Origin of the sequence: Asticcacaulis sp. AC460 (genome assembly GCF_000495795.1) — a bacterium.
Lineage (GTDB): Bacteria > Pseudomonadota > Alphaproteobacteria > Caulobacterales > Caulobacteraceae > Asticcacaulis.
Genome location: NZ_AWGD01000036.1, coordinates 13,235 through 35,485, shown reverse-complemented (window position 1 = coordinate 35,485; position 22,251 = coordinate 13,235). Strand labels below are relative to the sequence as shown.

Genomic DNA, 22,251 nt, shown 5'->3' with positions numbered 1-22,251 from the left:
CCGTTTACGGGGAGAGGACGAGAGCGGAACGAAGTGAACGCGATCGGGTGAGGGGCCCAACGTCTGAGGGGCTCAATGCTCCGGAGGTACAATGACGGTCATAGCTTTAAGCCACGGCGAACCTAACGTCTTTACGGGCGAAGCTCCCAACCGCTCCCTTGACCACGTGACGCGCTGCGAGCTGCACGTGTTCGAGATCGACAACCCGAAAGGGATGGCCCTGGTCTTCGCCGGCGGTGGTTACCTGAAACTGGTGTTCGAAAAAGAAGGCATAGAGGTCGCCGGATGGCTCAACACCCTCGGCTACAATGCCTATGTTCTGGCCCACCGTTTGCCGGGTCAGCCTGACGGAAACGGCGGGGTACACCCGGCGGATATCGCCCTGCGCGACGGTCTGACGGCGATGACGGCCCTGAGCGAATGGAGCCTGCCGTTCTTCCTGGTCGGCCTGTCGTCGGGCGGCCACCTGGCCGGCACTCTGGCCTGTCAACCAACCGCGTTGAACCTAAAAGGCACGGTCATCGCCTATGCGCCGGTCAACGCCAACCATAAGGATTACAAGGCCCCGGCGGGCAAGCCAGACTTCCCGCCGCCGGAAAAGCAGGCCTTTTACAATGCTTGGCCGATCGGCATTGCGGCCGAACCGCACGGCGTGCCGAAATGTCCGGTGTTCCTGGCCTATGCCCTGCACGACACATCGGTGCCGGTGGAGCACGCGCTAAACTTCATTAAGACGGCGCGTGATCTGAACCTGGACCTGGATGCGCATATCTTCGGCCAAGCGCGGCATGGGTTTGCCTTACGCGAACTGGACGGCAGCCAATCGGCCTGGCCCGACCTTGCCGCCGCCTGGTTGGAGCGACACCGAGGGCAGGCGGCGTGAAGTTCACTTCAGCCTGTCCAGCGACCATGCTTCAGGAAGCTCGTCGCCGGGCTCAGGGGAATGGTTGGGCACCTTGTCGAGAATCTGGCCCAAACCACCCGGCGCATGACCCTCTGCGCGTCGTTTGAAAAACTCTGCTGCGGTCTCCACGACACCGACCTTTTGTGCAACTGCGGCAGCGATCCATTGATTGAGGCTCACGCCGTCCTCTTTGGCCAGACGCGCGGCGGCGGCTTTTATGGAGTTCGGCAGCTTAAGGGGGTAGGTAGCTTTGCTCATGTCACTAACGCCTGTAAAAGTTGGGCCGGGCTCAGAAGACGAATGCCGAAACGTTCGGGCGCGCCAATAAAATCCCGCATGTTATAGGTTATCAGGGCGTCCGCGCGCCCATTGATAGCCGCTTCCAAGACAAGTTCGTCATCAGGGTCGCGCAACTGCGGTCGCCAGCTCAGATGAACATCGACAGGCTCGACGACGGCGGCCAATTCGACCAGAAACCGGTCGACATCTTCCAACGTAAGACCCGACACCTGCCGCTGGCTTTGCCGCTTCAAGACGTCCTCATACTCAAAGAAAAGTGGCGGTGTAGCCAGCAACTTCAGCTTCTCGTACTGCACGGCACGCAGAAGCACGAAGCTTGCTCCCGTCCGACTTCTGAGGGCGGTGGCCAGAACCGATGTATCGAGGGCGACTCTCAGCATAAGTATATGTAACATCCTATAGGATGTTTTTCCACACGATTCCTTTCATGCCGTAATACGGTCCTGGGCCACCGTACCTCCTACGTCACCCCCATCCACCGCCTATCGCCCGGATAAGTCCGACCGTCGCCTGATACTGCGCCGATCGCACCGCCAAAGATTGCCGCCGGATGGCCAGCAACTGGCGCTGGGCATCCAGCACCTCCAACTGCGACGCCGACCCGTTGGTATAACGCGACTGCGACATGGCAAGGGCCCGCGTCGCCGCCGCCACAGCCCGGTCCTGGGCCGCTTCCTGCTGCCGCAACCAGGTCAGGTCCGACAACTGGTCCTCGACATCGGCAAAGGCCACCAGCGCCGTCTGCTGATACGACGCGAACGCCACATCCAGCCCGCCCTTGGCATATTCCACCCCGGCCTGACGACGGCCGCCGTCGAAGATGGCCTGCGACAAGATCCCGGTCAAAGACCACGATTTGGCAGCATCCTCGAACAGGTCCCCCAAGTCGCCGGACGCATAGCCGCCATCTGCCGTCAGGCTCAATGCCGGCAGCCACGCCGCCTTGGCAATCCCGACACGACGCTGGGCACCATACAGGGCCGCTTCCGCCGCCAGCACATCCGGCCGGCGCTTCAACACCTCGGCTGGAATACCGGCCGGGATCACCGGCACGGCCTCGGCCCAGGCCTGGTCGCTCCACGAAGCCGCCGCCACATCGAAGCTACTGGCCGGTTCACCCAGCAACACCGCCAAGGCGTGGGCGACCTGGGCCCGGCGCTGGTCCAAAGCCGCCGCCTGCGCTTCGGTCGCTGCGACCTCGGCCTGCAACCGCGCCACATCCAACTCAGCGACATCGCCAGCCTCGAACCGGCGCTGCGTCACCGACAAAGTCCCGCGATAGGCCGTCAGGGTATCGGCGACGATCGCCCGGTCCTCATCCAGACCCCGCAAGGTAAAATAGGTCTCTGCCACCCGCGACTGGATCAGAAGTTGCGTATCGCGCAGCAGGTTCTCGCTGGCTACCGCATCGAACTCCGCCGCCTGAGACGCCGCGCGCAGCCGGCCGAACAGGTCGACCTCATACGACAGCTCAGCGCCCAACGCATGACCCGTCGCCGGCTTCGACTGGCCCACCTCTGCGCCATGGCTGGCGGCATAGCTGGCCCCCAATTGCGGCCACAGGCCCGACCGTGCCGACCACATCAGGGCCCTGGATTGCTCCAGGCGCCCGGCGGCGATGCGGATGTCGTGGTTGTTTTCACTGGCCCGGGCGATGAGGTCGTTCAGGACATCATCGCGGAAGACCAGCCACCACGCACCCACTTGAGGCACCGGGGCGGACAAGGTGGCTCCGTTGTCCGCCCCGGTGAAGGCGACAGGTGTTTCCACCTGTGCCTGTTGCAACGGTCCGGTGGCGCAGCCGCTCAGCAACAGAGCGGTAAGGGAAAGAGCAAGGATGCGCATCAGAAGGCCTCCGGCTTGAGTTTGACGGGTTGGGTCGCAGGCTTTGGTTCATCGTGAACCGGCTCATCTTCACCACCCAGGGTCGAGGCGTGCGCCTTGAGCGGCCGGTTACCCGACAGAGCCCGCAGCAGCACATAGAAGAAGGGCGTCATGAACAGGCCGATGACGGTGGCGCCGATCATGCCGCCGAAGACGGCGACCCCCATGGCGTGGCGCATCTCGGCCCCGGCGCCGTGGCTCAACACCAGCGGCAGGACGCCCATGATGAAGGCGATCGAGGTCATCAGGATCGGCCGCAGCCGCAACCGGGACGCCCGTATGGCCGCCTCCAGCGGGTTCAACCCGGTCATTTCCAGCTCGCGGGCGAACTCGACGATCAGGATGGCGTTTTTCGCCGACAGCCCGACCAACACGAACAACCCGATCTGGGTGAAGATGTTGTTGTCGCCTCCCGACAGCCAGACCCCGACCATGGCCGACAGCAGGCCCATGGGCACGATCAGGATGATCGACAGCGGCAGCACCATGCTCTCGTACTGAGCGGCCAGAACCAAAAACACCAGTAGGATGACCAGCGGATAGATCAGGGTCGAGGAATCCCCGGCCAGGATCTGCTGATAGGTCAGCTCGGTCCACTCGTACTCGATACCGGCGGGCAGGGTCTCCTTGGCGATGCGTTCGATCGCCGCCTGGGCCTGGCCGGACGAGAAGCCCGGCGCCGGTCCCCCCGTCACGTCGGCTGCCAGATAACCGTTATAGCGTCCGGCGGTGACCGGCCCGAACGACGGTTCGACCTTCAGCACGGCGGCCAGCGGGATCATCTCACCCGAAGACGAGCGCACCTTCAGCTTGCCGATATCCTCCGGCCGGGCGCGATACTGAGCGTCGGCCTGGACACGGACGGAGTAGGTCCGGCCGAAGCGGTTGAAGTCGTTGACATACTGCGAACCCAGATAGATCTGCATGGTCTGGAAGATGTCGTCCACCGATACGCCCAGCTGACGCGCGCGGGTCCGGTCGATATCGGCGTACAGCTGCGGCGTATTGATCTGGTAGCCGCTGAACACGCCGGCCAGTTCCTTGGTCTGGTAGGCCTTAGCAACGAAGGCCTTGGTCGCCTTGTCCAACTCGGCATAGCCCAGCCCGCCGCGGTCCTGCAGTTGCAGCTTGAAGCCGCCGGTCTGGCCCAGGCCCAGCAGGGCCGGGGGCGGGAACATGATGGCATTGGCCTCCTGGATGCCGGCCAGCTTGGCGTTCAGCGACCCGGCAATGGCGCCGGCCGACGGCCGGTGTTCCTTGAACGAGGTCAACGGCATAAACACCACCGCCGAATTGGCCGAAATCGTAAAGCCGTTGATCGACAGGCCCGGGAAGGCGATGGCGTGCTTGATGCCCGGTTCCTTGGCGGCGATTTCGCTGACCTTGCGCACCACAGCCTCAGTCCGATCCAAAGTCGCCCCATCCGGAAGCTGCACCATGCCGACCAGATAGGCCTTGTCCTGCTGCGGGATGAACCCGCCGGGCACGATGTGGAACATGACGAACGCCAACCCGGCCAGGCCGGCATAGAGACCCAGCATCAATCCCTTGCGCGTGGCGGTCTTGGCGACCGTCTTGCCGTAGGCGTCGCCGCTTTTCTTGAACGAACGGTTGAACCAGGCGAAGAAACCGCCGAACCAGCGGTCCATGAACCGTGTCAACCCGTCCTTCGGGGCGTCATGGCCCTTCAGCAGCAGGGCCGCCAAGGCCGGCGACAGGGTCAGTGAGTTGATCGCCGAAATCACCGTCGAAATGGCGATGGTCAGCGAGAACTGACGATAGAACTGACCCGACAGACCCGTAATAAACGCCAGCGGCACGAACACGGCGACCAGCACCAAAGCAATGGCGATGATGGGCCCTGACACTTCGCGCATGGCCTGGTAGGTGGCCTCGCGCGGACTCTTGCCGGCCTCGATATTGCGCTCGACGTTTTCGACGACCACGATGGCGTCGTCGACCACGATCCCGATGGCCAAAACCAACCCGAACAACGTCAAGGCATTAATCGTGAACCCGAACAGGTGCATGACGGCAAAGGTCCCGATCACTGACACCGGCACGGCCAGCAGCGGGATCAGCGACGCCCGCCAGGTTTGCAGGAAGATGATGACCACGATCACCACCAAAGCGATGGCTTCCAGCAAGGTATGGATCACCGAGTCGATCGACTCGTGGACATATTCCGACGTGTCGTAGGCGATGGCGTAGTCTACGCCTTCCGGCATCTGCTTTTTCAGCGTCTCCATGGTCTCGTGGACTTCTTTCGACAGCTGCAGCGAATTGGCGCCGGCGGTCTCGAAGATCGGGATGGCCACGGCATTCTTGTTGTCCAGCAAGGACCGCAACGCATAATCCGACCCGCCCAACTCGACCCGGGCGATATCGCCCAGATAGGTCACGGCGCCGTCGGCACCGGTCTTGACGATGATGTTGCGGAAGTCCTCTTCGGTCGACAGCCGGCCCTGGGCGTTGACCGGCATCTGCACGGTCACGTCGGGCAGGCCCGGCGAAGCACCGACCGTACCCGCCGCCGCCTGGACGTTTTCCGAGCGGATGGCGTTGGTGATATCGGCCGGCGACAACCCGCGCTCGGCGACCTTCTGCGGATCCAGCCATACGCGCATGGCGTACTCGCCGCCACCGAACATCTGGATGGGCCCAACCCCCTTGATCGACTGCAGCCGATCCTTGACGTGCAACAGGGCATAGTTGCGCAGATAGGTCACATCATAGCGGCCGTTCGGCGAGGTCAGGTGCACCACCAACGGCAGGGACGACTGCGACTTCTGCGTGGTGATCCCCAAGGCCCGGACATCGCCGGGCAAGCGCGCCTCGGCCTGGCTGACCCGGTTCTGCACCATTTGCTGGGCCAGGTCGGCATTGGTCCCCAGCTTGAAAGTGACCGTCAAGGTCATCTGACCGTCAGCGGTCGCCTGGGACGACATGTAGAGCATGTTCTCGACGCCGTTGACCGCTTCCTCGATGGGAGCAGCGACGGTTTCGGCGATGACGGCCGGGCTGGCGCCGGGATAGAAGGCGCGCACGACCACCTGGGGCGGGACGACTTCGGGATATTCCGACACCGGCAGGACCCGCAGCGACAGCAGGCCTGCCAGAAGGATCAGCAGGGACAACACGCCGGCGAAGATCGGCCTGTCGATAAAGAATTTGGAGAGGTTCATGTGAACGCCCTTTCGGGTACAGCCGTCCCTGTCCGCGCCTCACACGAGACGCGGCAGACAACGGGGAATATGGAAATCTCCTCCTCTCCACGAAGTGGGGAGGTGTCGGCGAAGCCGACGGAGGGGTATCTTTCTTACGCGTCCGGCAAACCAAACGTGGGCGTCATGGCGACCACCTTCTCGGCCACCACAGACCCGGGACCGACATGCTGGACGCCGCTGACGACGACTCGTTCACCGTCTTTCAGGCCGGAGGTCACGATGCGCTGACCGTTGACCGTCCCGCCCAGCACGACTTCGCGATAGACGACCTTATGATCGGCGCCGACGACGTAGACGAACCGCTTGTTCTGATCGGTCCCCAGGGCCAATTCGGACACCAGCAAGGCCGGCTTGGTCCGCGCCGAGCCCATATGGACGCGCACGAACTGGCCAGGGATCAGCCGCCCATCGGCATTGCTGAACACGGCGCGGGCGCGCAAGGTGCCGCTGCCGCCGTCGAACTGATTGTCGATGAGCTGCAGATGACCCTCGATCGGCGCCTCGCCATTGTCGGTCTCGACCGTCACCGGCACAGAGTCCAAAGCGCTGCCTCCCAAATCGGCCAAGGTCCGCTTGATCACCGCCTCATCGGCATCGAAGCTGGCATAGATCGGGCTGACCGACACCAGGGTGGTCAAGACCGGCGACTGCGGTCCGGCGCCGACCAGGTTGCCGGCGGTGATTTCAATCCGTCCGACGCGGCCGGAGACCGGTGCACGCACCTGGGTGTAGCTCAAATTCAGACTGGCGCTTTGCAGTTGCGCCCGTGCCGCCGCCAGCGAGGCCTCGGCCGCCTTTAAATCATTGGTGCGGCTTTCGACGTCCGACTGAGCGATGGCGTGGTCGGCCCACAGCCGCTGGGCGCGCGCCTGCTCCGACGTGGCCAGGGTCAACCGCGCCTGGGCGGCGGCGACATCGGCCTGGGCGCGGGCAACCTCGGCCTGGTAGGGCGCAGGATCGATGGTGACCAGCAGGTCGCCCTTATTGACCAAAGCGCCTTCACGGAAATGGACGGCCTTGATGGCGCCGGCGACTCTTGGCCGGATCTCGACCCGATCGACGGCTTCCAGCCGGCCGGAGAAGTCGTCCCACTGGGCGACCTCCTGCAGCTTCACGACGGAAACCGAGACGGGCGTCGCGGGGGCGGGGTCTTGGGCCTGGGCGCGGTTGGTGGCGACGACGCCGATACCGGCGGCGGTGACGAGAACGGCGGCGGCGGCCGTGCCGACGAGGATTTTGCGATAGCGGTCAAGCGACAGCGAAGAGATGACAGGATCGAACATAACGGATGTCCTTTGGGGAGAAAGGAGGGGGCGGGACTTGCGGGAACGCTGCGAAGTCCTATTTAATTGCGGACCTGCATAAAATAGTGCGCCGCGACATTTTGTAAACATATTTTTATGCGAATTCGCAAATAAATATGCTAAGCCCCAAATCAGGGCGCAAAAACCCAACGATCTCTTGGCTCTGGCCAAGGACCGGGAACGGCGCTAAGGTGATGTTATATAAGGTGGCCAAAGGCCGGAAACTGTCAGCAGGGCGTGCGTTCAGGAGTTAAGCGTACCATGGACGATCTGAAAATTCTGGAAGAGGGCGGGCTGGTCTGCGGAAGCGAAGGGCTGGATGCCCAGGCGTGCGGCATGGTCAAGCGCGGCCGCGGCCGTCCGCGCGCCTTCGATCCGGATGCCGTGCTGGAAAAGGTGCTGGAACTGTTCTGGGAGCGCGGCTTTGCGGCCACCTCGCTGGACGACATCGCCGCCGCCACGGGGGTCAGCCGCCCCAGCCTGGCCTCGGCCTTCGGCGACAAGGAGCAGCTCTATATCAAGTCGATCGAGCTCTACCGCCAACGTATCAACGAACAACTGGACACGGTCCTGACCTGCAAGGGCGACGGCTGCACATTGCTGTCGATCGTGCGGCGCTATTTCGACGTTATGATCGACACCTATACCGGCCATTCGGAAAGCTGCCTGGGCTGCGCTTTCATGAGCACGGCGGTGAATGAGGCCCCGCGCCATGAGTCGATCATGGATATGGTGCAAAACGCGATTGCCGGCTTCGACCAGCGCTTCGAGGAATTCTTCGCTGGCGCAAAACGCTACGGCCACCTGCGCCCCGAAGCCGACCCGAAGGTCCTGTCGCAGATGATGGTGGGTCTGACGGCGAACATCGGCATGCGCGCTCGCGCCGGCGCCAGCCGCGAGGAACTGCGCCAGATCATTGCCGACACCACGGCCTACCTGTTTTCCTAAGCCAGATGAGAGCGCTCACTACTTCCCTCTCCCCTCCAAAGAGGGGAGAGGACGAGAGCGGAACAAAGTGAACGCGATCGGGTGAGGGGCCTTCCGAGGACGGCTAACCACCCGACTGAATACGTATGCACCCCGGTTTCGTTCACCTTCCTTGATGCGCTGACCCTGCTACCCTGAAGAAAACAGGGGCGCGCCTATGTTCGAAAATCTTCCGCATGTCCCAACACTGCCCGCCGTCGCCGCCAATGATTTCGGCCGCATCCTGGCCGCCGAACAGCCGGTCATCTTCAAAAACCTGATCGCCCACTGGCCCGCCGTCGCCGCCGGCACGAACCCCGCCACCCTGAACGCCTACCTCAAAGCCATAGACCGCGGCGCTTTGGTCCCCGTCATGGAAGCCCCGGCCTCTTCCGGAGGCCGCTACATCTACGGCGACGACCTGCGCGAGTTCAACTTCGCCAAACGCAATCGCGGCCTCGCGGAAACCCTGGACCAGATCGAACGCAACCTGGCGCTCGACAATCCGCCCTTCGTCGCGGTCCAGATGCTGCCGCTCACCATCCTGCCGGACTTTATCGCTGACAACCCGCTCCCCCTGATGCCGCCGCAGATCACACCGCGGCTATGGATCGGCGGCAAGCTGAAAACCCAGACCCACAACGACCGCGACCATAACCTGGCCTGTGTCGTCGCAGGCCGCAGGCGCTTTCTGCTGTTTCCGCCGGACCAGGTCGCCAACCTCTATGTCGGGCCGTTGGACAATCCACCACCGCTGTCCCTGGTGGACCCGGAAGCTCCCGACTACGACCGCTTCCCCAAATTCCGCGAAGCCATGGCATCCGCCGTCATCGCCCATCTCGAACCTGGCGACGCGCTGTTCATGCCGAAATACTGGTGGCATCACGTCACGTCGCTGGAGCCGTACAATGTCATGGTCAACTACTGGTGGGGCGATTACGCCACGGGTTTAGAACGCGCCAGCGACGCCTTCCTGACGGCCCTCTTGGCGCTTGGCGCCCTACCACCGGGCGAACGCGCCTACTGGAAGGCCATGTTCGACGCTTACGTGTTCAAAGCCGGCGACGATGCCACCGCCCATTTGCCGCCAGACCTAAAGGGCGTCCTCGGTTCCATGACGCCGGCCTTGCGCGAGCGCCTGAAAAAGGAACTGAAACTGGCCTACCTCAAAAACTGAATTGGGAGTTAGGTTCAGAAAAAGCAATATTGCCAATACTTTATCCCTCCCCGTTATACGGGGAGGTGGATCATTTGCGGTTAGCAAATGAGACGGTGGGGGATTGGGCCCGCTGTCATTTTGCCGGCGCCAAACCTACTCCGCTTTGTCCTTCACCGCCGCGGCCATGGCGTCGACCAAGGTCGCGTCGTCCTGACTCAGTTCCCAGGCAAACAGCCCGGCCAAGCCCTCCTGCTGCACATAGCGCCCCTTGGCTGCCAAACTGCGCGGCGTATCCAGCGACAGGAAACCACCCGTCTTCTCATCATACAGATAGGCCGCCTGGGCCACCTCGTCATAACCCGCCGTCCAGCCCTTGGCTTCCAGCCCCAGCGCCTGGACCTCTGTCCATGAGGCCATGCCTGCCAATTCGCCGGCCGATCCGCTGGCCGGAAAACGCCCGTCATCGAACTTCGCGTTCTTCCATTCCCGGGCATAGAACCCGGCGCCCAGCACCATCTTACCCTTGGGCACCCCGGCCGCCGCCAGGTTGCGGATCATGTCGTCCGAGCCATAGCCATCCGTCGTCGGGCCGGCGACCAGATTGGTGTGATGGCCGGGCCATCCGCCGCCGCCGGAATAGTCGCCGATCCGCTGGAACGACTTCTCCGGCGTGAAATCATAGGTCATGACGAAGACCAGGTCGAAGTCGTCCTCGACGCCCTTCCAGTCGATACCCGCCACCGTGCGCGCATAGCCGGCAACGGCCGTGGTCAACAACCGCTCGCGACCATCCTTCGCCTCTAACCCGTCGAACGCCCCGCGCAGACCCTCGACCAGAGCGCGATGGTCTGCGGCTTCCTGTACACGTGCCGCATCGGACAACAGAGCGCGCGCCTCGTCCCCGCCGCCGGGATATTCCCAGTCGATGTCGAGCCCGTCGAACACCGGATACTTCGTCAACAAAGCCACGGCCGACTCCGTAAAGGCCTTTCGACGCGCCGCAGACACAACCACTTCGGGATACATCGGCATGCCCCACCCGCCGACCGAAGCTATGACCTTCAGGCCCGGGTTGCGCTGCTTCAACTCAGCCATGGCGGCCAGTTCCGCGCGGATCTGCGGCGTGTCGGGCAAGGTGATGGCGTAATCGGCCGCGCCGGCGCAGATCGGTTCGCGCGCCTTCTTCTCATCGGCGTCGAAGGCCGGACTGTCGCCGCACACCGGCACAAACGAATAGACCAGGTGAGTCAACTTCTGCACCGACGGGCGCTTCAGCGCTTCCTGAGTGCCGCCGGACGGGTAATAGTAGGTGGCGACGACGGGCTCGGCGGCGGCCGGAAACGCCAGCCATGCGGCGCCCAGACAGAGGGCGGAAAAGAAAGCCGTGCGCGTGCTCATCCCGTGTTTCCTTATCATGTGCGGTTGCCTGAACAGCTATCGCCAATATGCGTCCAAAGCAAGTCCAATATCATACCTGTTTGCGGTCGTCCTGAACCAGCCGCGGAGCGGCATTCGACAGCAAGAGGTTGAAACACGAAACAACGTTCGGCGCAGCCAATGGCCACGAATGGACACGAATAAGAAGGAATAAATCAGCCTCACCGGTCGATGCCACCTTTAACTTTCTTCTTCGCGTCTTCGCGTCTTCGCGTGAAATTTTACTTCCCTTGGAGATGGGTGACCGCCCAAAACGGCGTGCCTAATTAAAGGTAGAAAGAGGACTCACGCGAAGACGCGAAGACGCGAAGAAGAATGCAGTCTCCCATTGGGCAGGCACTGCACTTCCTTCCTTATTCGTGTCCATTCGTGGCCATTGGCTGCGCCGAACGTTGTTTCGTGTTTCAACCTCTTTGCGTAGACTCCGCTGCGCGGCAGGTTACGGGTAAGCTGCAGATGCCGTCGGACTGGCGCTTTCGCCCATGGCATGTTACTATTTGTTGCAAATTTGCAAATTTGTCTGAAAATTTTTAACAGGCGTTTCGAATCTCTTCCTCACAAAACCTTATTATGTATAATAAAAACATGGCTGCATAATATGACGTGTATAATATAATGCAAAGCCGATGAAATTATGTCCATCATTTGATACGGCCAAAAAGCCGAATCGAAAGACGCAGTTTCATAAAACCCGCGCGATCATGACGTGGGAAGCCACCCAAACCGGTGGCACGATAACAGAGAGGAGTTCGCTGAAGGGGCGGGGCATTCCCCGCCGCGTCCGGGGGCGGAACACAACTCCTGTCCATGTTGGGAAACGACTGTCCGGACCGTCACGGTCACCCTGCGCAGGCCTATGCTGGCGCGGGCGGGACGATTGCGGTCCGGTAACCAGCAACGTGGGTCTCGACACCGAGGCCTCAAGGGAGAACAGAATGAAAAAATTGAACACGGGTCAACGCAGCGTCATGCTCAGGGGGAGTGTCTCCCTGGTGACACTGGCCGCCATGGCGGTCCTGGGCACAGGCGTGGCCATGGCACAGGACGCGCCCGCCGCCGAAGACGGCCAGGCCGTCGTCGTCGTCGGCACCCGCCGCGCGCTGCAAACGGCGCAGACCATCAAGAAAAACGCCGACACCCACGTCGATTCCATCACCGCCACCGACATCGGCGCCTTCCCGGACAAGTCCGTGGCCGAAGCGCTGCAACGCGTGCCGGGCATCACTGTATCGCGCTTCCAGTCCAGCGACGACTCGACCCACTTCTCGGCCGAACCGGCCCAGGTCCTGATCCGCGGCCTGACCTTCGTCCGCACCGAACTCAACGGCCGTGACACCTTCACTGCCGACGGGGCGCGCGGGCTGAACTTCAACGACGTCTCGCCGGAACTGATGGCCGGCGTCGACTCCTACAAGAACCTGACCGCCGAAATGATCGAAGGCGGCATCGCCGGTTCCGTCAACCTGCGCACCCGTATGCCGTTCGACTCGAAAGGCCAGGTCATCTCGGCTTCGGTCAAAGCCAATTACGGCGACCGTTCCGAAGACACCACCTTCGAATATTCCGGCATCTACACCAACCGCTGGGAAACCGAAGCTGGTGAATTCGGCGTCATGCTGAACTTCGCCCAGGGCAATGTCCTGACCCAGACCGAAGGCGTGGTCATGCAGCGCATCGGCGCCTTCTGCTCGGCCGGCTTCGGCACGTCCAACGCCGCCAATGTCAATGCCGACGGCACCGTCGCCTGTACCGCCAACCCCTATGGCGGATCCGGCTGGGTCTATATGCCCCGTCAGGTCAACTTCTCGCAGGTGAAATACGACCGCGACCGCCGCGGCACCGCCGCCGCCTTGCAGTACCGCAACAACGAACGCACCATCGAGTTCAGCCTGCAGTACAACGACACCTACTACAAGAACGCCTGGATGGAGCGCTCCTCCAATATCGGCTTCTTCGATCTGTGGGCGGCGCCGGCCTTCTCGCCCCAGACAACGGCCGTGGTCGGACCGGCCGACGGCACCCCGGCCTTCGCCTTCGGCGCCGACGGCATGCTCGATTCCGGCGTGATCACCGGGCCGTCGGGCGGCTGGGGCTGGTCGGACCAGGTGGCCATGGACATCGGCTCCGCCGTTCCGGGCAAGCCCTTCGTCAACTACTGCGGCGGTGGCGGCTGCACCACCACCCGCCAGGGCACAACGGTGTCGAACGAGTCGCGTATCTTCAACCACGAAGAAGCCACCCGCGACCTGGCGGCCAACCTGAAATGGGAGGTCAGCGACAAGCTGAGCGCCAATTTCGACGTGCAGTACGTCGAGGCCGAGACCAACAACTACGACATCCTGGTCGCTGCCAACACCCTGGCCAACGTCAAGTACAGCACCAACGAAGACGGTACGCCGACCATCGACCTGCTGCCGGGCTCCAATGTCAACTACGCCCCGGGCTTCCTGGCCAATACCCACAACTGGTACATCCCCTTCATCCAGGATCACTGGGAAGACAACGATGCCACCCAGTTCTCGGCCCGCGCCGACCTGGAATACCGCTTCGACGACGGCGGCTGGCTGAACTCCCTGCGCGCCGGCGTGCGCCATGCCGAACGCGATCAAAAGGTCCGCTACTCGGCCTACAACTGGTCGCCGGTGGTCCAGCCGTGGAATGCGTGTAACGGCCCGGGCTTCAACCTGGATAACACCACGCCCGCCCCCTACACCTGCAACCCCGGCCGCACCTTCCAGGGCTACGGCAAGGATATGTGGGTGTCGGAACCGCTGCGTGACGGTTTCTACAATGGTAACGTATTCAATCCGGGCGCCATGGCCTGGCTGTCGAACGACGTCCTGGCCGATTACGACCGCCATGTTGCCGGCCTGTCCTCGGCGACGACCAACTCGCCGCTGGGCTGGACGCCTTTGTGCCAGCGCGCCAACAACACCGAAGGCTGTTTCGTCGATCCGGAAATGCTGGATGTCAACGAAACCACCAACGCCGCCTACGTCATGCTGAAGTTCGGCGGGGCGGACAAGACGCTCTTCGGATCCAGCATCACGCTGAACGGCAATATCGGTGTCCGCTACGTCCAGACCAAGGTCGAAAGTCATGGCGGCGTCGCCTTCAACAACGCCAACTGGTACAGCACTTTGGCGCCCTGCAACACGCCGACCGGGCCGAACAACCTGCTCAACGTGTCGTGCTACCTGACCGACGCCATCCGTAACTTCAGCGGCGGGCCGGCGGTCAAGAGCGTCTACGGAGCCGAGCATGAAAACTGGCTCCCCAGCCTGAACCTGCGCTTCGGTTTGACCGAAAACACCTTCATCCGCTTCGGGGCATCGCGCGCCCTGTCGCGTCCAGACTTCGGCCAGTTGCGCAACTACGTCGCCATCCAGTCGCCGGCGATCAACACCGGTCCGAACTCACCGTTCATCGTCTGGACGGATCCGAACGGACCCAAGACCGCGGCGAACGTGAAGGGCTACAACTTCGTGTTCAACGCCGACTCGGGTAACGCCGCCCTGGCGCCGGTGACGGCGGATCAGTTCGACCTGTCGTACGAGCACTATTTCAACTCGACCTCGTCCTTCACCTTCGACCTGTTCTACAAGAAGCTGAACGGCGACATCTCCTATGCCGAAATTCCGCGTGCGGTGACCCTGAACGGGGTGACGCAGCCGGTGCTGATCCGTGGTCCGGGTAATGGCGACGGCGGCGGTACGCTGAAGGGCTTCGAAGTGGCCTACCAGACCTTCTTCGACTTCCTGCCGGCGCCGTTTGATGGCCTGGGTCTCCAGGCCAACTACACCCGCACCAAGCAGTCGGGGATCAACAACTCCAACCTGGCCAACCAGCCGGGCTACGCGGCGGGCGGGACGATCGGCTTCGGCGGCGGCCTTCAGGTCAACGGGGCGGTCTTCGACTCGCACCGCCTGGCCGGCATCTCCGATGAATCCTACAACATCGTGGTGCTGTACGAAAAAGGCCCGTTCGCTTCGCGCCTGGCCTATTCGCACCGTTCGGACTTCCTGACGGCCAATCTGGACTGCTGTATCGGCCTGCCGATGTACCAGAAGGGCAACGGCTTCCTCGACGCGTCGATCCGCTACAAGCTGAACGACAATATCGAGCTGTCGCTGGATGGTTCCAACCTGCTGGATACGACGACGGTGATTCAGCAGATGGTGATGGGCGACTCGGCGGCGACGCCGGGTGCGGCTTCGGTGAAGAAGGACTCGGCCTGGATCCGCAACGACCGCCGGTTCCAGTTCGGCGTCCGCTTCAAGTACTAACCAACTGCCCCATCCAGTCGCGCTCCGACAAAGTAGCCGGGCGCGACTGGACTCCCTCTCCCCGCCTGCGGGGAGAGGGTTGGGGTGAGGGGTTACTGTCAGTGGTTTCCCCAAGATTGACCAGAACTATCACGATAGATCGATTTATCTTGCTCCTCCCCGCTTGTCGGGGAGGGGGACCGCTCGAATGAACGGAGGTCTGAGGTCGTAGACCGATGACCATAGTGAATGAGGTGCGGTGGTGGGGTTTCTTGCCGAGGTTCAACCTTCCCCGACGCTTCTCATGCTTCTTCTGACGCGGCGAAGCGGCGTTACCTGCCAAAGAATTTTTTACCACGGACCACACGGACCACACGGACTTCAGGTTGTTCTTGACGCCGCGCAGCGGTTTTAATTTTCCAAGGATTGCCGCCGCGCGATGGGTTCAAGGGCATCTCGAAGTCCGTGTGGTCCGCGTGGTCCGTGGTAAAAAAACTCTTGTCCTCATCCCCATTCAACCGTGGTTCCAGACTTCCACAAAATGCCGCTGCGCGGCGGGTTCAAGCCAATCCTGAAAGCCCAGTAGATGACGTCAAAACTCAGAGTGGTCATAGCCGGCGGCGGCACAGCGGGCTGGATGTGCGCAGCCGCTTTTGCCCGGCGCCTGGACCGCGACCGTTACGACATCACGCTTATCGAATCCGCCGACATCGGCACGGTCGGTGTCGGCGAAGCGACACTCCCCCACATAAAAACCTTCAACGACATGCTGGGCATCGACGAAGCCCGCTTCATGCGCAATTGCAAGGCGACCTTCAAACTGGGCATCGAGTTCGTCGACTGGGGCCGCAAGGGCAACCGCTACATCCACCCGTTCGGCACCTTCGGCGAAGCCTGGCGCGGCTTGGGCTTCCATCACTACTGGACGCGCGCCCGGCGACTGAACCAACACCCCGCCCCCTTAAACGAATACTCCTACGCCGTCATGGCTGCCCAACAGGGCCGCTTCGAATTTCCCAACGAAGACCAGAAGTCGATCCGTTCGACCTATGCCTATGCCTACCATTTCGATGCCGGCCTCTATGGCGAATTCCTGCGCGAATGGGCGACCGCTCGCGGCGTTAAACGCATCGAAGGCCGTATCGACCACGTCACCCAAACCGCCACCGGCGACATCGCCACCCTGACCCTGGCGTCCGGTGCAATCATCTCAGGCGACCTGTTTGTCGATTGCTCCGGTTTCCGCGCCCTGCTGCTGGACGGCGCGCTCAATAGCCCGTGGGAGAACTGGACGCATTGGCTGCCCTGCGACCGCGCCCTGGCCATGCCGGTTACCCGCTCCGGCGACCTGGCTTCGGCCACCCGCTCAACCGCCCAAGCGGCCGGCTGGACCTGGCGCATCCCGCTGCAACACCGCACCGGCACCGGCTACGTTTTTTCGTCCAGCCACATCACCGAAACCGAGGCCCACGACACGCTGAATACCAACGCCCAAGGCTTGGCCGACCCCCGCCTGCTGCGCTTCCGCGCCGGCCGCCGCCCGAAGGCCTGGACCGGCAACTGCGTCGGCATCGGCCTGGCCAGCGGCTTCCTCGAACCGCTGGAATCGACCAGCATCTACCTGATCCAGGTGGGGGCCCTGTCCCTGGCCGAACTGATACCGACAACGCCGGGCCCGACCGACCCACGCCTGGCCGCCGAATTCAACCGCCGCAGCGACATCGAATACGAACGCATCCGCGACTTCCTGATCCTGCACTATCACGCCAACGGCCGCACCGGCGAAGCCTTCTGGGACGATGTCCGCCACATGGCCATCCCCGACAGCCTGGCCCACAAGATAGAGTTGTTCCGCCGCCGCGGCCATATCCCGGCCTATAAGGACGGTCTGTTCTCGCCCGATAGCTGGCTGTCGGTTCTGGCCGGCCAGGACATCCTGCCGGGAAACTATGACCGCCTGGCCGATGCCCTGGACCCTGACCAGACCGCCCGTTTGATGGCCGACCTGCGTGAACGCATCGCCGGCCAGGTTGCCGCCATGCCGGCCCATGGCGACTTCGTCAGCTACTTTGCCGAGGCCCGTGAGGAGATGCCGGCATGACCACCGTGATCCTTGCCGGCCGCGATGCCCCCCTGTGGCTTTCCGCGCTTGCCCTCCACGCCGCCCTGTCGCCATCCGGCGTTACGGTCGAGGTCATCGAACTGCCCTCTCAAACCCGCGCCCAGGACGTCCACGCTACCCTCCCGGCGCTCGAAGCCTTCCACGTCCTGCTCGGCCTTGAAGAAGCCGCCCTGCTCAAGGCCGTGCGCGGCACCTTCACGCTCGGCCAGAACCTGCTCGGTTTCTCCGGTGGCCCGGCCTTCTTCCATCCCTACGGCAGCTTCGGTGCGCCCATCCGTAACCAGGCCTTCTTCCCGCACTGGCTGAAGGCGCGCCGCCACGGCCTCAACGTCGCCCTGGAAGACTTTTCCCTGACCGCCGCCGCCGCCAAACACGGCCGCATCGTCGTTCCGGACGCCCAGACCGGCGCCTTTGCCCGCACCGACTATGGCTACCACCTGCCGGCCCAGGCCTATGGCCGCCTCCTCAAGTCCCAGGCCCAGGCTCGCGGCATCGCCATCCATCACGCCCGCGACCTGACCGTCAACCGCGACGAAGCCGGCATTGCCAGCCTGATCCTCGACAGCGGCCGGTTGCTTGCCGGTGATCTCTATCTCGACCTGACCGGCGCCGATGCCCTCCTCATCGGCGGCGGCCAAGGGGCCGGGCGCGCTATGTCCTGGCGCGCCCGCTTCCCCTTCGACCGCGTCCTGGTGTCGGCGGCGCCGCGCTTCGCCTCGATCCCGGCCTATGCCCAGATCCGCGCCCACCGCGAAGGCTGGCTGGGCCTGTTTCCAACCCAGGCCCAGACCCATCTGGTCCAGGCCTTTTCCAGTGAACGGCTGAGCGACGACGAGGCGCTCAAGACCGCCGCCACCTTCTCCGGCCTGCTGTTGAAGGACGCGGTGGTCGAACCTATCCATCCCGGCCGCCGCGACACCGTGTGGGACGACAACTGCATCGCCCTGGGCGCGTCGGCCGCGGTGTTCGATCCATTCGGCGGTGTCGAGCTCCAGGCCCTGCAAACCGGCCTGGTTCAGCTCCTGTCGTTGTTTCCGGTTGACGGGAACTATCAAGCCGAACGCAGCGAATATAACGGCCTGATGACCCAGGTTTATGACCGCATCGCCGACTTCCAGTCTGCGGTCTATGCCCTGAAGCGCTGCGCCGGATCGCGCGCCTGGGACGCCGCCCGCCAGGCCGAGCTGTCACCGGAAACTTCGCATAAGCTGGAAACGTTCCGGGCGCGCGGTATCGTGCCCCTGCTGGAAGAGGAAACCTTCCCGCTCGAATCCTGGCAGGCCCTGTTCACCGGCCTGAGCGTCATCCCCGACAGTTATGACCCGCAGGTCGACACCACCCCGCCCGAAGACCTGCGCTTTGGCCTGAAATCCATCCTGGCCCACATCAAGACCCAGGTCGAGGATCAGACCTCGCACGACGCCTATCTCGAAATCTTCTGTGCCCCGGAGACGGCATGACCACCATTGTCGTTACGGGCAGGGGAGCGGCCGCCTGGATGGCGGCGGCTTGGTTTGCCCACCGGGGTGGTGGCGTCACCGTGGTCGAGGACGGTCCCGCTGCTATGACGGCTCTGGCCACCCGGTCGTCGTTTACAGACTTCAACCGCGCGATGGGTATCGAGGTCGTGGGCACGCCGCGCCTGGGCACGCTGTATTCAGGTTGGCGCCGCGACTACTTCCATCCGCTGGGCAGCTACGGGGAAGACTGGGACGGCGTCGGCTTCCATCACTACTGGCTGCGCCTTCAGGCCGGTGATCCCGGCCGTTTCAGCCTGGAGACTCAGGCGGCCAAGGCCGGCCGCTTCGGGGAAGGCCTGACCCACGGCCATCATGTCGATGTCGTCCAATGGATCGCGTCGGTCAGGTGCCGCTTCCCTGACATCGAGATCGCCGGCCATGCCCAAGGCGATCTTCACATCGACGCCCGCGAACCCGAGGTCACCACCTGGACCGAGGGCCCCGATGCTGCACTCTACACCACCATCACCAAGCAACCCGACGGCTGGTCGTGGCGCGCGCCTATGGGCGACTATACTCTGTGCGGCCAAACCACCGCCAGACCCACCTTCACCCCTTGGCAGGGCAAGACCGTCACCCTGCCAAGGCTGGAGCCGTTCGGCGATCTGGGCCTGCACCTGATCCAGACCGCCATCGAACGTCTGGGCGAAGTCATGCCCGGCCCGATCCGCCCAAGCATTGTCGACCGTTACAATGCCGACATGGCCGAAACCTGGAACGCACTCAGCGACTTCATTGGCCTGCGGACTGGCGATATCTCCGACCGCCTGAAGTCCCGGCTCGACATGTTCGCCCTGGCCGGCCACATCCCCGTGCCGCACCACGAGATATTCACCGAAGCCGACTGGTTCGCCCACCTGTCCGGTTTGGGCTACATCCCGCGCGCCTGGCATCCCATCGCCGGCCTGGCATCCGAAACCGACCTGCGTCTGCGCTTGGCGCGCCTGCGCACCCGCATCGACGAACAGGTGGCTGCCTTATGATCCGCAATATCGTCATTGTCGGCGGCGGCACGGCCGGGTGGATGGCCGCCGCCATGTTATCCAAGTCTTTGGCGAAAAGCCTGGCCAAGCCCTACACCATCACCCTGGTCGAATCCGATGACATCGGCACAGTCGGGGTAGGGGAGGCGACCATCCCGCCGATCCAACTGTTCAACCGGATACTGGGGCTCGACGAAGCCGAGTTCATGCGCGAGACCCAGGCCACCTACAAGCTGGGCATCGAGTTCGTCGACTGGCGCGCCCGCGGCCATAGCTACGTCCATCCGTTCGGCAGCTTCGGCGGCCAGGATGTCCACCACGAATGGCTGCGCTGGTCGCACCTGACCCGCGACGAGGACTTCGGCCGTTTCAATGCCGAGACCCTGGCCATGCGCGCGCGCCGCGTCACGCCCGGCCTGAACTACGCCTTCCAGTTCGACGCCGGCCTCTATGCCGCGTACCTACGCCGCTATGCCGAGGCGCGCGGCGTCGTCCGGATCGAGGGTCTGATTCAGTCCGCCGATCAACACCCCGACTCCGGTTTCATCACCGCCGTCCGGCTCAAATCCGGTGACAGCGTCCCCGGCGACCTGTTCATCGACTGCTCGGGCTTCCGGGGGCTGTTAATTCAGGAAGTCCTGAAGTGTGGATTTGTGGAATGGACGCAGTTTCTGCCGTGCGATCGGGCGGTCGCCGTACCGTGCGAAAGCCCTTCCGGTCCGATCACCCCCTACACCCGATCGACCGCCCGCGACGCCGGCTGGCAGTGGCGCATTCCGCTGCAACACCGTGTCGGCAACGGCCATGTCTTCTGCAGCGGATTCACTTCGGAAACTTCCGCCATCGACACCCTGATGACCAATCTTGACGGTAAACCCTTGAAAGACCCAAAGGTTTTGCGCTTTGTCACCGGCCACCGCCGCAAGGTCTGGGAGAAGAACGTCGTTGCCATCGGCCTGGCCAGCGGCTTCCTGGAGCCGCTGGAATCGACCTCGATCCACCTGGCGCAGCTGGGTATTACCCGGCTACTCACCCTGCTACCTGGCAATGGCTTCGTTCCAGCCATGATAGAGCGCTACAACCTTGAAATGCTTGAAGATTATGAGGCGACGCGCGACTTCCTGATTGCCCACTACCATGTCACGGACCGCGACGACACGCCTTTCTGGCGCCATTGCCGCAATATGACCATTCCCGACAGCCTGTTGAATCGTCTGGATATTTTCCGCCACACCGGCCACGTCCACATTCGCGGCGGCGACCTGTTCCGCGACGCGTCATGGTTCTCGGTCCTGGTCGGCCAGGGCCTCAGACCCGACCGATGGCACCCCGCCGCCGACCGCCTGTCCGAGGCCGAACTCCGCCGGCGGATGGCCTAGCCGGCCTTGCGTTGGTTTTTGAGGTCGATCAGCCGGCGGATATTTCCGAGCGAGTTGATCGCGGCATAGGCCAGGTTCAAATAACCAGCGCGCAGCAGCCGACCCAATCGCTCATTATCAAGTTTTACAAGGGCTTCATGGTTAATGGAATAGGCATCGGGCACGTTATAAATGGTGGAATCGTCGATGCGGATGTCGATCTTGATCGGCGACAACAGTCCGCATTCGGCAAAGGCGGCAAACATGATGCGCGTAGGGTTGTGGCCTTCGTGGATGGTTTTCAGGGCCCGTGCGTGGCGTTCGAGACGTGGCGCAGCACTTCCGTCAGACTGAAACAGAAGCTCCCCCTGGTCACGGCTGACGCGCGGGTGTTCCATATCGATGGCGATAACAGGCTCTCGCTTGGCGTCCGGCTCGTCCTTGCTCCCGGGAAATCCCATCAGGAACGGACCGCGGTCCAGCATGGCCGGAATGTAGCGCCCTTGCCAGGCGCCATCTGCGACAAACAGGTTTTCACCGTCGTCGAAACCCAGCATGGCATAGGCCTGCCAGCCACCGCGTTCGTCACGATGGAAATAGATCGGATATTCGCGCTGAAGTTCGATGAACTCGTTGGCGAAGACCTCAATCTCATTCGTGATATCACCGAATTGCGGGCCGTGGCCGCCGATCACCTTCAGGTCACGGTGTTGAACTTTATCGAGGGCGACGGCATTGGGCATGGATCAGACTTTCAGGATTGGGTGCGGTAGCTGTAGGCAGCTTAACCCGTATGTGTCTGGTTTCAATACAAGAAAAGCG

Annotated in this window: 15 protein-coding genes; 8 read left to right on the top strand and 7 right to left on the bottom strand. The window is 62.8% G+C overall.

Annotated features, from left to right (window positions below):
- Positions 1 to 91: 91 nt before the first annotated feature.
- Positions 92 to 883 carry an alpha/beta hydrolase gene (locus tag ABAC460_RS43325; RefSeq protein WP_023455093.1) on the top strand — a complete coding sequence of 264 codons (792 nt, stop codon included), beginning with the start codon at positions 92 to 94 and terminating at the stop codon, positions 881 to 883.
- 3 nt (positions 884 to 886) lie between these two features.
- Here ABAC460_RS43325 and ABAC460_RS43320 read toward each other — a convergent pair whose 3' ends face one another.
- From ABAC460_RS43320 to ABAC460_RS43300, 5 genes are all read right to left on the bottom strand, one after another.
- Positions 887 to 1,162 (bottom strand): toxin-antitoxin system HicB family antitoxin, encoded by a 276-nt coding sequence (locus ABAC460_RS43320; protein ID WP_023455092.1) that lies wholly within the window; start codon positions 1,160 to 1,162, stop codon positions 887 to 889.
- The gene (locus tag ABAC460_RS43315; RefSeq protein WP_031237344.1) at positions 1,159 to 1,584 is read right to left on the bottom strand and encodes a putative toxin-antitoxin system toxin component, PIN family; all 426 of its coding nucleotides are present in this window, start codon (positions 1,582 to 1,584) and stop codon (positions 1,159 to 1,161) included. Before ABAC460_RS43315 ends, ABAC460_RS43320 begins: the two co-directional genes overlap by 4 nt.
- An 85-nt stretch (positions 1,585 to 1,669) precedes the next feature.
- Positions 1,670 to 3,049 (bottom strand): efflux transporter outer membrane subunit, encoded by a 1,380-nt coding sequence (locus tag ABAC460_RS43310; protein ID WP_023455090.1) that lies wholly within the window; start codon positions 3,047 to 3,049, stop codon positions 1,670 to 1,672.
- Entirely contained in the window at positions 3,049 to 6,273 is a 3,225-nt protein-coding gene (locus ABAC460_RS43305; RefSeq protein WP_023455089.1) for an efflux RND transporter permease subunit, read from the bottom strand. The genes ABAC460_RS43310 and ABAC460_RS43305 overlap by 1 nt, the downstream gene beginning before the upstream one ends.
- A 134-nt stretch (positions 6,274 to 6,407) precedes the next feature.
- Entirely contained in the window at positions 6,408 to 7,598 is a 1,191-nt protein-coding gene (locus tag ABAC460_RS43300; protein WP_023455088.1) for an efflux RND transporter periplasmic adaptor subunit, read from the bottom strand.
- Between the two features lie 282 nt (positions 7,599 to 7,880).
- Here ABAC460_RS43300 and ABAC460_RS43295 point away from each other — a divergent pair, with 282 nt between their 5' ends.
- Positions 7,881 to 8,567, top strand: coding sequence for a TetR/AcrR family transcriptional regulator (locus tag ABAC460_RS43295; protein WP_023455087.1), 687 nt, complete (start codon positions 7,881 to 7,883; stop codon positions 8,565 to 8,567).
- 196 nt (positions 8,568 to 8,763) lie between these two features.
- Positions 8,764 to 9,762, top strand: a complete 999-nt coding sequence (locus tag ABAC460_RS43290; protein ID WP_023455086.1) for a cupin-like domain-containing protein — start codon at positions 8,764 to 8,766, stop codon at positions 9,760 to 9,762.
- Positions 9,763 to 9,897: 135 nt separating this feature from the next.
- Here ABAC460_RS43290 and ABAC460_RS43285 read toward each other — a convergent pair whose 3' ends face one another.
- Positions 9,898 to 11,142: a glycoside hydrolase family 18 protein gene (locus ABAC460_RS43285; RefSeq protein WP_023455085.1), complete on the bottom strand. Its 1,245-nt coding sequence runs from the start codon at positions 11,140 to 11,142 to the stop codon at positions 9,898 to 9,900.
- A 974-nt stretch (positions 11,143 to 12,116) separates the two neighbouring features.
- On the opposite strand from ABAC460_RS43285, the gene ABAC460_RS43280 reads away from it, so the two are divergent.
- The 5 genes from ABAC460_RS43280 to ABAC460_RS43260 all read left to right on the top strand — a co-directional run bounded on the left by ABAC460_RS43280 (position 12,117) and on the right by ABAC460_RS43260 (position 21,450).
- Positions 12,117 to 15,467 (top strand): TonB-dependent receptor, encoded by a 3,351-nt coding sequence (locus ABAC460_RS43280; protein ID WP_023455084.1) that lies wholly within the window; start codon positions 12,117 to 12,119, stop codon positions 15,465 to 15,467.
- Between the two features lie 565 nt (positions 15,468 to 16,032).
- The gene (locus ABAC460_RS43275) at positions 16,033 to 17,547 is read left to right on the top strand and encodes a tryptophan halogenase family protein (RefSeq protein WP_031237341.1); all 1,515 of its coding nucleotides are present in this window, start codon (positions 16,033 to 16,035) and stop codon (positions 17,545 to 17,547) included.
- Complete coding sequence (locus tag ABAC460_RS43270) at positions 17,544 to 19,028, top strand: tryptophan 7-halogenase (protein WP_023455082.1); 1,485 nt, start codon at positions 17,544 to 17,546, stop codon at positions 19,026 to 19,028. Before ABAC460_RS43275 ends, ABAC460_RS43270 begins: the two co-directional genes overlap by 4 nt.
- Complete coding sequence (locus ABAC460_RS43265) at positions 19,025 to 20,071, top strand: tryptophan 7-halogenase (protein WP_023455081.1); 1,047 nt, start codon at positions 19,025 to 19,027, stop codon at positions 20,069 to 20,071. The genes ABAC460_RS43270 and ABAC460_RS43265 overlap by 4 nt, the downstream gene beginning before the upstream one ends.
- The gene (locus ABAC460_RS43260; protein ID WP_023455080.1) at positions 20,068 to 21,450 is read left to right on the top strand and encodes a tryptophan halogenase family protein; all 1,383 of its coding nucleotides are present in this window, start codon (positions 20,068 to 20,070) and stop codon (positions 21,448 to 21,450) included. The genes ABAC460_RS43265 and ABAC460_RS43260 overlap by 4 nt, the downstream gene beginning before the upstream one ends.
- Here the strand turns inward: ABAC460_RS43260 and ABAC460_RS43255 are convergent.
- Entirely contained in the window at positions 21,447 to 22,172 is a 726-nt protein-coding gene (locus ABAC460_RS43255; RefSeq protein ID WP_023455079.1) for a SapC family protein, read from the bottom strand. The two genes, ABAC460_RS43260 and ABAC460_RS43255, sit on opposite strands and share 4 nt — an antisense overlap.
- Positions 22,173 to 22,251: the final 79 nt, after the last annotated feature.